Genomic DNA, 12,646 nt, shown 5'->3' on the forward strand with positions numbered 1-12,646 from the left:
GCAGCGCCCGGCTTCGCCCCCGACCACCGCGCCGCCCCGCGCGGCGGTTACGGTTTCCGCAGCCGCCCGCGCCGCAGCCCGCTTCGCCCCGACCCAACGCGCTCTGCGCAAGGCGGTTACGGCTTCCCACTGGGCCACCCGCGCCGCAGCCGGAGGCCCAGCCCCAGCCGCCGTTCCAGGCGCACCCGGGCCAGCCGATGCCCCACTCCCGCGGCCCGCAGGGCGGCTAGCGGCTTCCCCAGCCGCCCGCGCAGCCCCAGCCGCCGCAGCAGCAGGCGGGCGCGGGTTACGGCTTCCCGCCGCCGCCGCCCGCACGCCGCGCAGGGCCAGCCCGCCCGCAGGCTCCCCTCAGCCTCCGCCCCGGCCCGGGCGACCGAACGCACAGTTCCAGCAGCAGCCTACCTGCGCAGCCCCGCAGGCCGGCGTCACCCGCAGCCCCGCAGGCCGGTCACCCGGTGCCGGGCCAGCCGATGCCCGGGCAGCCGATGCCGGGCCAGCAGGCCCCGGTCAGCCGGCTCCCGGCCAGCAGGCTCCCGTTCAGCCGGGCCCGCCGCCGACCCCGCACCGGAAAATGCCGCCTGGCCGCAGCCGTGCAGCACGACCAGCGCCAGCCCACGAACGTCGGCGGTGCCCCGCTCGGCTACACGGCGGCGGTTGAGCTGTCGGCCGACCGGCTGCTCAACAACAAGAAGCAGAAGGCGAAGAGCTCCCGCCCCGGCGGCGGCAACAACCGCTTCAAGCTCGGCGGCAAGAAGGAGGAGGCCGAGCGGCAGCGGAAGCTGGACCTGATCCGCACGCCGGTGCTCTCCTGCTACCGGATCGCCGTGATCAGCCTCAAGGGCGGCGTCGGCAAGACGACGACCACCACGGCCCTCGGCTCCACCCTCGCCACCGAGCGGCAGGACAAGATCCTCGCGATCGACGCCAACCCGGACGCCGGCACGCTCGGCCGCCGGGTGCGCCGCGAGACCGGTGCGACCATCCGCGACCTGGTGCAGGCGATCCCGCACCTGAACTCGTACATGGACATCCGCCGGTTCACCTCGCAGGCGCCGTCCGGCCTGGAGATCATCGCGAACGACGTGGACCCGGCGGTCTCGACGACGTTCAACGACGCGGACTACCGCAGCGCGATCGACGTCCTCGGCAAGCAGTACCCGATCATCCTGACGGACTCGGGCACCGGCCTGCTGTACTCCGCGATGCGCGGGGTCCTGGACCTCGCCGACCAGTTGATCATCATCTCGACCCCGTCCGTGGACGGTGCGTCGAGCGCCAGCACCACCCTCGACTGGCTGTCCGCGCACGGCTACGCGGACCTCGTCTCGCGCTCCATCACGGTCATCTCCGGGGTCCGCGAGACCGGCAAGATGATCAAGGTGGAGGACATCGTCAGCCACTTCGAGACGCGCTGCCGCGGTGTCGTCGTCGTCCCGTTCGACGAGCACCTGGCGGCCGGCGCCGAGGTCGACCTCGACATGATGCGGCCGAAGGTGCGGGAGGCGTACTTCAACCTCTCCGCGATGGTCGCCGAGGACTTCGCGCGGGCCCAGCAGCAGCAGGGCCTGTGGACCGGGGCGGACGGCAGCCAGCCGCCCACCATGGCTCCGCCGATGCCAGGCCAGCAGCAGTACCCGGGTCAGTACCCCGGCCAGCAGCCCTACCCGGGTCAGCAGCCGCCCGCCCCGTACCCGCCGCAGCAGGGCCAGCCCCCGCAGGGCATGCCGCCGCAGGGCCCGCCCCAGCAGCCCGGTCAGCCGGGCCAGCCCGGCCAGCCCGGCCCGCAGCCCGGCTGGCAGACCCCGCCGCCCCCGCCGCAGGCCCAGGGCCAGCAGCCCGCGCCGCAGCAGCCGCAGCAGCCGGGACCGCCTCCGGGCTGGCAGCAGCAGCCGCCCGCGCAGCAGTAGCAACTCCCAGAAAGGCCCGCACCGTTGGACGGTGCGGGCCTTTTGCGCACACTGCCCCAAACCGGGTGCCATGCGCTGGCCTGCAGAGCGTCAGAGGTCTCGACCAATGTGCGTGAAATGCACGTCAACTCGTTATTTCCGCAGGCCACATGGGGTTCACCTGCCGTTGACGTGTGTCAACGGCCGCTGATAGACACACACTTCATTCGAGCTGGAAAACCATCAGGCAACCCATCTGGCAAACCCCTGCTGTGCGAGCGATGCGCGAGGTCACCGACCGATGAACAATGAAGCTCAGCAAGACCGGCACCACAGAACGGCACGCCCCGCGCGCCGCGGTGCGCGGATACTCCTGGCGGCCGGTGCCGCGGCGTTCGCCCTGACGGCGGGCCTGGCCACGCCGCTCAACCCGGCCCCCCAACAGGCCGAGGCCAAGGCCGACGGCAAGAAGACGCTCACGGTGGCGGTGGCACAGAGCGTCGACTCGCTCAGTCCGTTCCTGGCGCAGCGCCTGCTCAGTACGAGCATCCTCCGCCTGACGAACGAGTTCCTGACGAACTACGACCCGAAGGACAACCACGTCGTCCCGGGCTTCGCCACGGAGTGGAAGTCGTCGCCCGACAAGCTGACGTGGACGTACACGATCCGTTCGGATTCGAAGTGGACGGACGGCCAGAAGGCCACGGCCAAGGACGCGGCGTTCACGTTCAACAAGATGATGACGGACGAGGGCGCGGCCACCGCGAACGGTTCGTTCGTCGGCAACTTCAAGAAGGTGACGGCGCCCAGCGACACCGAGCTGGTCATCGAGCTGAAGAAGCCGCAGGCGACGATGACGGCGCTCGACGTGCCGATCGTGCCGGAGCACATCTGGAAGGACGTCAAGGACTACTCGAAGTTCAACAACGACGAGAAGTTCCCGATCGTCGGCAACGGGCCGTTCGAGCTCACCGACTACAAGACCGACCAGTACGTGAAGCTGCGGGCGAACAAGGACTTCTGGCGCAAGTCGAAGAAGCCGCAGTTCGACGAGATCGTCTTCAAGACGTACAAGGACCAGGACGCCGCGGTCGCCGCCCTGCGCAAGGGCGAGGTCTCCTTCGTCGCCGGTTCCCCCGCCCTGACGCCCGCTCAGGCGGCGTCCCTCAAGGGCGAGAAGAACATCAAGGTGAACGAGGGCCCCGGCCGCCGCTTCTACGCCATCGCGGTGAACCCGGGCTGGAAGACGAAGGACGGCAAGAAGTTCGGCGACGGCAACAAGGCACTGCTCGACAAGCGGGTGCGCCAGGCGCTCTTCCGCTCCGTCGACACCAAGGCCATCGTCGACAAGGTCTTCCAGGGCCACGCCGTGCAGGGCGAGGGGTACATCCCGCCGCGCTTCTCCGAGTACTTCTGGAAGCCGACGGACAGCCAGAAGCTGAGCTACGACACCACGGCCGCGGCCAAGCTGCTCGACGAGGCGGGCTACCCGCTCAAGGACGGCAAGCGCGTCGGCAAGGACGGCAAGCCGCTCGACCTGCGCATGCTGTGCCATGCCACCGACCCGAACGACAAGGCGGTCGGCAAGTACCTCAAGGAGTGGTGGGGCAAGATCGGCGTCGGCCTCAAGCTGAACTGCGTCGACGACGTCTCCGTGCCCTGGTACGCCGGTGAGTACGACCTCGCCTTCGACGGCTGGTCGGTCAACCCGGACCCGGACTTCGTGCTCGGCATCCACACCTGCGCCGCCCTGCCCACCAAGGCCCGGGAGACCGCGGCCACGGACAACGGCATCTGCGACAAGACGTACGACGACCTCTACAACAAGCAGCTCGCCGAGTACGACCCGGCCAAGCGGGCCGATTACGTCAAGCAGATGGAGTCGTGGCTGTACGACTCCGGGTACATGAATGTCATGGCCTACCCGAACGCGGTGGAGGCCTACCGCACGGACCAGATCAAGTCCATCCAGACGATGCCCACCGCGGCCGGCAACATCTACGGCCAGGACGGGTACTGGAGCTGGTGGTCGGCGGAGCCGGCCACGGCGTCCGACAGCAGTGACTCGGGCTCGTCCAGCTCCACCGGGGTCGTGATCGGGATCGTGATCGCCGCGCTCGTGGTCATCGGCGGAGGCGTCTTCGTGATGAGGCGCCGCCGGACGACGGCGGACGACCGCGAGTAGCACCGGCAGCACGTCCGAGCGGTCAACACCCGCACGAGTAACGAGAGTTCGCATGAACCATGACAGCTGACAGCACTCCGGCGCTCGTGCAGCCCGCGGACGGTCCCGACGGCGACCCGGCTTCGGCCGGGCCGTCGTCGGCCGCCCGCGGCCCGCGGGCCCGTAACACCAAGGCGTACGTGCAGTACGCGGCGGCGAAGATCGCGGGCGCGGTGGTCTCGCTCTTCGCCGTCCTCGTCACCAGCTTCTTCCTCTTCCGGCTCATCCCGAGCGACCCGGTCAAGCAGATGACCGGCGGCAAGCGGGTCTCCGCCGAGCAACTGGAGAACCTGCGCCACCAGTTCGGCCTCGACCAGCCGATGTGGAAGCAGTTCACGTCGTACATCGGCGACGCCCTCACCGGCGACTTCGGCACCTCGTACCAGTTCCACACCCCGGTGATCGACAAGATCGCCGACGCGCTGCCCGCGACGCTGCTGCTGACCGGCACGGCGTACGTCCTGTACTCGGCGCTCGGCATCTGGCTGGGCACCCGCACGGCGTGGCGCAACGGGTCGCGGAGCGACCGTTTCAACACGGCGTTCGCGCTGACCCTCTACTCGGTCCCGTCGTTCTGGCTGGGCCTGCTCCTCATCATCGTCTTCTCCGTCGGCATCGGCCCGATCCCCGGCATGTTCCCGACGGGCGGCCTCGAATCGGGCGGCGAGACCGGGTTCGCGTACGTCATCGACGTCGCGCACCACCTGGTGCTGCCCGTCATCACGCTCGTCGCGGTCGGCTACGCGCAGACGCTGCTCGTCATGCGCTCCTCGCTGCTCGACGAGATGGGCAGCGACTATCTGACGACCGCGCGGGCCAAGGGCCTGCGCGACGACGTGGTGCGCCGCAAGCACGCGGTGCCGAACGCGATGCTGCCCACGTTCACGCTGATGTTCGTGAACCTCGGGCACGTGGTGGCCGGGCAGATCCTCGTCGAGACGGTGTTCTCCTGGCCGGGTCTCGGCGGGCTCTTCTACTCCGCCCTGTCCGTGCCCGACCTCCCCCTGGTCCAGGGCCTGTTCTTCGTCTTCGCCACCGCGGTGATCCTGGCGAACACCCTCGCCGACATCCTGTATCCGCTGCTCGACCCGAGGGTGGGCCGATGACGACGCAGTCCTTGAAGGTGACCAGCCCACGGGCGCTGGCCCGGGCCCGCAAGCGCCGGTCGGCGGCCCGCTTCTGGAAGTCCTACCGCTCGCACAAGGGCGGCCTGTGGGGCCTCGGCCTGCTGATCCTGATCGCGCTCGTCGCGATCCTCGCCCCCGTCCTGGTGGGCGAGGACTCCCAGTCCGTGACGGACGCGCCGGGCGGCCCGCTGGAGGGCCCGAGCGGCGAATTCCCGCTGGGCACCGACCAGTTCGGCCGCAGCGTGCTCGCGCTCGTGGTCTACGGGGCCCGGGTCTCGCTCACCGTGGGCCTGCTGGCCGCGTTCCTGTGCGTGGCGATCGGCACGGTCATCGGCATCGTCGCCGGGCACTTCCGCGGCTGGTACTCGACGGTCCTGATGCGGATCACCGACTGGTTCCTGGTGATGCCGACCCTGGTCCTCGCCATCGCGCTCGCGACGGTGATGGACCGCTCGATGTGGACCGTGATCATCGCGATCGGCGTGACGACCTGGCCGACCACGGCCCGGCTCGTGCGCGCCCAGACCCTCGCGGTGGAGTCGCGCCCGTACATCGAGCGGGCCCGCGCCCTCGGCGGCGGCCACGGCCACGTCATGACGCGGCACGTGCTGCCGAACGTGATGCCCCTGGTCCTCGCCCAGACCACGATGATCATCTCGTCGGCGATCCTCACGGAGGCGACGCTGGCCTTCCTCGGCCTGTCCGACCCGACGATCACCTCCTGGGGCGGCATGCTCCAGGACGCGCGCGAGGCGGGCGCGGTCAGCGCGGGCGACTGGTGGTACCTGGCACCGCCCGGCATCGCCATCGCCGTCGTCGCGCTGTCCTTCACGCTCTGCGGACGCGCGGTCGAGTCCGTCCTCAACCCGAAGCTGGGGGTGCGGTCATGACGCTGCTAGAGGTGAAGGACCTCGAAGTGACGTACGCCGGCGGGGCGCAGGCCGTCCGCGGTGTGAACCTGTCCGTCGCGGCGGGCCAGAAGCTCGGCATCGCGGGCGAGTCGGGCTGCGGCAAGTCGACCCTGGCGCTCGCCCTGCTCCGTCTCCTGCCGGCCGGCACGAAGGTGTCCGGCGAGATCCTGCTGAACGGCGAGGACGTCCTCGCCATGAAGTGGGGACGGGTCCGCGCGGTCCGCTGGGCGGGGGCCTCGATCGTCTTCCAGGGCGCGATGCACTCGCTGAACGCGGTGCACCGGGTCGGCGACCAGATCGCCGAGCCGATCCTGCTGCACAAGAAGGCGACGCAGGCGGGCGCGAAGAAGAAGGTGGCCGAGCTCCTGGAGCACGTCGGCCTGCCGGCCGCGCGCGCGGAGGCCTACCCGCACGAGCTCTCCGGCGGCCAGCGCCAGCGCGTGATGATCGCGATGGCGCTCGCCTGCGACCCGGAACTGATCATCGCGGACGAGCCGACCACCGCGCTCGACGTGATGATCCAGGCCCAGATCCTGCGCCTGATCGAGCAGTTGGTGGCGGAGCAGGACCTCGGCCTGATCATGATCAGCCACGACCTGGCGGTCCTCTCGGACACCTGCGACCGGCTCGCGGTGATGTACGCGGGCCGGGTGGTCGAGGAGGGCCCCGCCCTGGAGGTGTACGAGAACGCGGTGCACCCGTACGGCAAGGCGCTCTCGGCGGCGTTCCCGACGATCGGTGACCCGGCGTCCCGGTTCGCGCCGCGCGGACTGCCCGGCGACCCGCCGGACCCGGCGGCGCTGCCCCCGGGCTGCACCTTCCATCCGCGCTGCCCGGTGGCGCTCGACGTGTGCGCCACCGAGGACCAGGCGCTGCGGGAGGCGGGGCCCGGGCGGCGGGCGGCGTGCGTCCACGTGGACCCGGCCGACGCCTCCCCCTCGGCAGTCGACGCAAGGAGCACGACGGCATGACCACACAGACGCTGCTGAGCGCCGACCAGCTGAAGGTGACGTTCCCCGGCCGGCGCGGCGCCCCCGAGGCCCGGGCCGTGGACGGCGTCGACCTGGACATCGCGCCGGGCGAGATCGTGGCCCTGGTCGGCGAGTCGGGCTGCGGCAAGACGAGCCTGGCGCGCACCCTGCTCGGCCTGGAGCGGCCGACGTCCGGGCGGGTCACGTTCGGCGGGAAGCCCCTCGACTACGCGTCGCGGGCGCTCAAGGCGTACCGCAAGCGGGTCCAGCTGGTCCTCCAGGACCCGAGCGGCTCGCTCAACCCGCGGCACACCGTGTACGACGCGGTGGCCGAGGGGCTGCGCATCCACGGCTACCCGGGCGACGAGCGCGAGGCCGTCTCGAACGCTTTGTCGCGGGCGGGGCTGCGGCCGCCGGAGCGGTTCTTCCTGCGCTATCCGCACGAGCTGTCCGGCGGCCAGCGCCAGCGCGTCGTCATCGCGGGCGCGCTGGTCCTGGACCCGGAGCTGATCGTCGCGGACGAGCCGGTGGCGTCGCTGGACGCGTCGGTGCGCGGGGAGATCCTCGCCCTGATCCTGAAGCTGCGGGACGAGCTGGGTCTGTCGGCGCTGGTCGTCACGCACGACCTGGGGCTCGCGTGGAACATCGCGGACCGGGTGGCCGTGATGTATCTGGGCCGGATCGTGGAGACGGGCAAGGTCGAGGACGTCCTGACGGCGCCTCAGCACCCGTACACGCAGGCCCTGTTGTCGGTGCTGCCGGAGGCTCCCGGCGAGCCGGTGGTGCTCACCGGCGAGCCGCCGGACCCGTCCCGCATCCCCGGCGGCTGCCGCTTCCACGCCCGCTGTCAGGTCCTCGCGGGCGGGGAGGCGGAGGCGGCGGGCGTCGCCGACGCGTGCCGCACGGTGGACCTGCCGGTCCTGACGGGTGGGCGTGAGGCACAGGTGGCGTGTCACTGGGCCCACGCCCGGGTGACGGAGGACGCGCCGTAGCGTCGCCGGTTCGTGGGCGAGTGCGGGCCCGGTGGGGCTTCTCGCGCAGTTCCCCGCGCCCCTCAAAGCCGACTGCGTCTGCCGGGCTGATCATTCGCCGCGGGTTGCAGGCTGTGGAGGGTTGCTCGCGCAGTTCCCCGCGCCCCTGAAGGCATGCGCTGCGCGCAGCCTTCCCCCGGCGGGGAGATGCCGCACCGCAGGTGCGCATCTCAGGGGCGCGGGGAACTGCGCGAGAAGCCCCACCGGGCCCGCACCCGCCCACGAACCCCCACCCGGCACACGCCTAGTGCTGGATCATCCGCGCGGCCATGCCCGCCTCGTAGTCCCCCGCAGGCTGCTGCGTGATCACGTTCAACCGGTTGAAGGCGTTGATGGCCGCGATGAGGCAGACCAGCGCGGCCAGCTGCTCCTCGTCGTAGTGCTTCGCGGCATCCGCCCACGCCGCGTCACTGACCCCACCGGCCGCATCCGCGAGACGCGTACCCTGCTCGGTCAGTTCGAGGGCGGCCCGCTCCGCCTCGGTGAACACCTTCGCCTCGCGCCAGGCGGCGACGAGGTGGAGCCGCGTCGAGGTCTCCCCCGCCGCCGCGGCCTCCTTGGTGTGCATGTCGAGGCAGCCCGAGCAGCCGTTGATCTGGCTGGCCCGGATCTTCACCAGTTCCTGCGTCGCCGCCGGCAGCTCCGACCCCACGACCGGCTTGTTCGCGGCGACGAGGTGCTTCACGAAGCCGAGGGCGACCTTGCTGCCGAACATGTTCAGACGGGCTTCCATGACGAGCTCCTGTTCCGTTGTCCTTGGGCCTTCACCCATGGGACGGAACAGCCCGGCCGGCTGTGACATGGCCGGACGTGACCTGGGTCACGTCCGGACGGATCAGCCCTGGTACGCCTCGACGAGCTCCCGGGACCGCTTCACGTCGTCGGCGATCGCGTCGACGAGCTCGTCGAGCGAGTCGAACTTCGACATGCCGCGCACGTACGCCAGGAAGTCCACGGCCACGTGCAGCCCGTACAGGTCGAGTCCGACGCGGTCGATGGCGTACGCCTCGACGGTCCGCTCGGTCCCGTCGAACTGCGGGTTCGTGCCCACGGAGATCGCCGCGGGCATCGCCTCGCCGTTGACGTGCAGCCAGCCCGCGTAGACGCCGTCCGCCGGGATCGCGGTGTGCGGCAGGGTCTCGACGTTGGCCGTCGGGAAGCCGAGCTCACGGCCGCGCTGCGCGCCGCGCACCACGACGCCCTCGACCCGGTGCGGCCGGCCGAGGATCTCCCGGGCGCCCGCCACGTCGCCCTCGGCGACGAGGCGCCGGGTGAGCGTGGAGGAGAAGGGCGCGCCGCCGCCGGCGGTCCCGGACACCTTGAGGTCGATGACCTCGACCTCGAAGTCGTACGTCTCGCCCTGCTCGGCGAGGAAGCCGACGTTGCCCGCGGCCTTGTGTCCGAAGCGGAAGTTGGGGCCTTCGACGACCACGCGCGCGTGCAGCTTGTCGACGAGGACCTTCGCCACGAAGTCGGCGGGCGACAGCTTCGAGAACTCGGTGGTGAAGGGGAGGATCAGCACCGCGTCGACACCCAGCTCGGCCATCAGCTCGGCGCGACGGTGGTGCGGGGCGAGCAGCGGCGGGTGCGAGCCCGGCCGGACGACCTCGCTCGGGTGCGGGTCGAAGGTGACGACGACCGCCGGGATGCCCAGCTCACGCGCGCGCTCCACGGCCCGGCCGATGATCAGCTGGTGACCGCGGTGCACTCCGTCGTACGAGCCGATGGTGACGACGCTGCGCCCCCAGTCCTGGGGGATGTCCTCCAAGCCACGCCAGCGCTGCACGGTGATTGCTCCTCGCAAACCTGTGTACGACGGTTCCGTCTCTTAAGTCTGTGCGTCTTCCGCCTACCCGAACACGCAGGTCTAAGAGTGCCATGCCGACCGCTCGCGTCTCGCATCGGGAGGTCAGGCGGGGACCCGTACCCCGGCGAGGTTCTCGATCATGCGCCGGGCGCTCGGTCCGACCAGGGCCGCCCACTCCTGCGGTGCCGCGCCCAGCCAGCGTGCCACCAGCCCGGCGAACCCGGGAACGCCGCGCGCGAGCTCCACGAGCCGGCGGTCGAAACACGCGGCGCCCTCCGGGGTCCGCACCAGGAGGACGCCCGTGCGGTGCACCAGCTCCCTGGTCCGCGCCTGCCCGCGGGCGGCGGCGCCCCGGGCGGCCGCGTCGAGCACGGCGTCCAGGACGACCGGGTCCCGCTCCTGCCCGAGCAGGACGTCGAGCAGTTCGGCCCGCAGCGCGCGCGAGGCGGCGGTGCCGGGCGCGACGAGCACGGGCACGACGGCGACCCGCACGGGCACCGGCCGGGTGCGCAGCAGCCCCACGGCGAGCGGGAACAGCACGGCCCGTGCGGCGGGCCCGTGCTCCAGGCGCCGGTCGACGAACACCGCCAGGTGCCCGGCCGCCGCGTCCGGCAGGGTCTGCGCCCAGTCCTGTACGAGTCCGGCGGCGCGGCGCGCGAGCGCGGGTGCCGTCACGTCGGCGAGGGTCCGCAGCACGTCGCCGGTGCCGGGGCCCGGGTCCCTGAGCCGTGCCTGGAAGGCGGCGAGCACGGGCTCCGGGTGGGTGGCGAGGGCCGTCGCGAGCGCGTCCGCGGGCAGCTGCGCGTCCCCGGCGGCGAACCGCTTGCAGGCCTGCGCCAGATAGGCGGACCGCGACTGCGGGTCCCGTACGAGGAGGGCGAGCGCGGCGCCGTGCAGCGTGCAGTCGGAGGGGCGGGCGAGGAGGGCCAGCGCCGCGTAGCGCAGCAGTCCGCGGTCGGCGTCGGTGGTCACGCGGGGCGCGGCCCGCAGCCCGTAGGCGACCGCGGCCACGTGCCGGGCGGGCCGCTCGTCGTGCGCCCAGCGGTCGACGGCCCGGCAGAGGGCGGACGGCTCCTCGTCGGCGAGTGCGGCGAGCAGTTCGTCGGCGCGCGGGTGGGCGCAGTCGACGAGGGCCTCGGTGAGGTCGTCGACGGCGCGGTGCCGGTGGGTGTGCAGCAGGGCCTGCGCGGCGGTGGCGACGGTGGCGTGCGGCAGCGCGGGCAGCGCCCGCTCGTCGTCGAACCACCGGGTCAGCCGTCGCTGCACCCGCCCCGGGTCGGTGGCGAGCAGCTCGGCGACGGCGTCCAGGTACCGGTCCCCGTGTCCGGGCTCCGGGTCCCGGACGACGAGTCGCCGCAGCAGCGCGAACCGGGTGTCGTCGTCGACGCCGACGGCCGTCCAGAACCACGGCCCGAAGGCCCCGGCGTCGGCCAGCTCCTCCAGCACCCCCAGGTACTCCCGGGCGTCCGGCACCCGCAGCAACACGGAACTGACCAGATGAGAAGCCCACCACCCGCCCTCGTCCCCCGTGTCCGGTCCCCGCCCCGCCCTCGCCTTGGGCAATCTGCCGCCCGGGGCGGCAGGGTGGGCAGGGCGGCCCCCGGTGCCGCGCAACGACGCGTCGGGCCCGGGCCCCGGCCCGGCGACCCCGCCCCCGGTGGCGCCCACCGCCCCGATCAACGCTGCCAACTCCCGCAACCGAACGGTGAGTTCACCCACCCCCCGCTGCCGCGCGAGCAACAGCATGGCCCGCACCACGGGCCCGGCCCGGTGCCGCGGCACCGGCACGGACAACCCCCCGCCCCGCCGCCGGAACACCAGCGCGTCCAACGCCGCGTCCAGATCCAGGTGCATCCCCTGGATCCAGTCCGCCACCTCCTCGTGCCCGAACCGGTACCCACCCCCCGCGGGCACCAGCACCCCCTCCGTCAGCACGGCCGACGCCCACCCCGACACCCCGTCCCGCGCCCCCCACGGAAACAGCTCCTCGAACGCCTCCCGGTCCAGCTCCCCCTGCCCGGGCCCCAGACACCGCCGCGCCGCCTCGTGCACCTGCCCCGACACCCGCGCGGCGAGCCGCCGCACCCCACTCCCCCGTACCCCGGCGGGAGCGGCGAGCCGCACCGCCACCCGTAGGCACATCAGGTCCAGGTACGCCCCGAACACCTCGTCCCGGTCGGGACACCCGGCCCCGCCCCCGGGCAGCGCCGCCCGCACCTCCCCCAGCAGCCGCACCGCGAGCGGATGCGCGGCGTCCCGCGCGCCCAGCGCCCCGTCCGGAACCCCGCACCGCTCCCGCGCCCGCCGCGCCTGCTCCCCGGCCAGGTCCCCGATCCGTACGCAGGCGGGCAGCCGCCCGGCCCGCCCGTGCAGCACGTCGCCGCCGAACAGTGCCCCGGCCTGCTCCCAGTACTCGCCGCGGCACGCCACGACGAGCCGCACGCCCGCCGAGGTCAGCCAGCTCTCGGTGCGCCGCGACCACGCGCCGAGCCGGTGCGCGAGCACGGGCGGCATCTCCTCCGGCCCGTCGAGCAGCAGCACGAGCGGCCGCCCGGCGTCGCGGGCGACCTCGGCGATCCGCTCCGGCGCGATGTCCCCGAGGTCGCCGAGCCCGCTCTCCCGGGACGCCGCGACGATCCGGCCGGCCCGCTCCAGGGCGCGCCCCACCGCGTCCGCGACCGACGCGTCG

General features: G+C 72.5%; 9 protein-coding genes. 6 read left to right on the forward strand and 3 right to left on the reverse strand.

Going from position 1 to position 12,646, the window contains the following annotated elements:
* Nucleotides 1-470: 470 nt before the first annotated feature.
* The 6 genes from RBJ77_RS29470 (at nt 471) to RBJ77_RS29495 (ending at nt 8,111) form a co-directional block, all read left to right on the forward strand.
* A complete protein-coding gene (locus tag RBJ77_RS29470; protein ID WP_372347779.1) occupies nt 471-1,907 on the forward strand; it encodes a MinD/ParA family protein in 1,437 nt (478 codons plus the stop codon).
* Between the two features lie 280 nt (nt 1,908-2,187).
* On the forward strand, nt 2,188-4,071 hold the full coding sequence (locus RBJ77_RS29475) for an ABC transporter substrate-binding protein (RefSeq protein ID WP_372347780.1): 1,884 nt from the start codon (nt 2,188-2,190) through the stop codon (nt 4,069-4,071).
* A gap of 59 nt (nt 4,072-4,130) precedes the next feature.
* Nucleotides 4,131-5,216, forward strand: coding sequence for an ABC transporter permease (locus tag RBJ77_RS29480; protein ID WP_255982831.1), 1,086 nt, complete (start codon nt 4,131-4,133; stop codon nt 5,214-5,216).
* Nucleotides 5,213-6,127 (forward strand): ABC transporter permease, encoded by a 915-nt coding sequence (locus RBJ77_RS29485; RefSeq protein WP_372347781.1) that lies wholly within the window; start codon nt 5,213-5,215, stop codon nt 6,125-6,127. The genes RBJ77_RS29480 and RBJ77_RS29485 overlap by 4 nt, the downstream gene beginning before the upstream one ends.
* Entirely contained in the window at nt 6,124-7,119 is a 996-nt protein-coding gene (locus RBJ77_RS29490; RefSeq protein WP_372347782.1) for an ABC transporter ATP-binding protein, read from the forward strand. The genes RBJ77_RS29485 and RBJ77_RS29490 overlap by 4 nt, the downstream gene beginning before the upstream one ends.
* Nucleotides 7,116-8,111, forward strand: coding sequence for an oligopeptide/dipeptide ABC transporter ATP-binding protein (locus RBJ77_RS29495; RefSeq protein WP_372347783.1), 996 nt, complete (start codon nt 7,116-7,118; stop codon nt 8,109-8,111). The genes RBJ77_RS29490 and RBJ77_RS29495 overlap by 4 nt, the downstream gene beginning before the upstream one ends.
* Nucleotides 8,112-8,394: 283 nt before the next feature.
* On the opposite strand, the gene RBJ77_RS29500 is transcribed toward RBJ77_RS29495, so the two are convergent.
* The 3 genes from RBJ77_RS29500 to RBJ77_RS29510 form a co-directional block, all read right to left on the reverse strand.
* Nucleotides 8,395-8,883, reverse strand: coding sequence for a carboxymuconolactone decarboxylase family protein (locus tag RBJ77_RS29500; protein WP_372347784.1), 489 nt, complete (start codon nt 8,881-8,883; stop codon nt 8,395-8,397).
* A gap of 102 nt (nt 8,884-8,985) precedes the next feature.
* Nucleotides 8,986-9,936, reverse strand: coding sequence for a bifunctional riboflavin kinase/FAD synthetase (locus RBJ77_RS29505; protein ID WP_372347785.1), 951 nt, complete (start codon nt 9,934-9,936; stop codon nt 8,986-8,988).
* A gap of 123 nt (nt 9,937-10,059) precedes the next feature.
* On the reverse strand, nt 10,060-12,646 hold a 2,587-nt coding region (locus RBJ77_RS29510), incomplete at its 5' end, for a serine protease (RefSeq protein ID WP_372347786.1).

Origin of the sequence: Streptomyces sp. KL116D, assembly GCF_030766975.1 — a bacterium.
GTDB lineage: Bacteria > Actinomycetota > Actinomycetes > Streptomycetales > Streptomycetaceae > Streptomyces > Streptomyces longispororuber_A.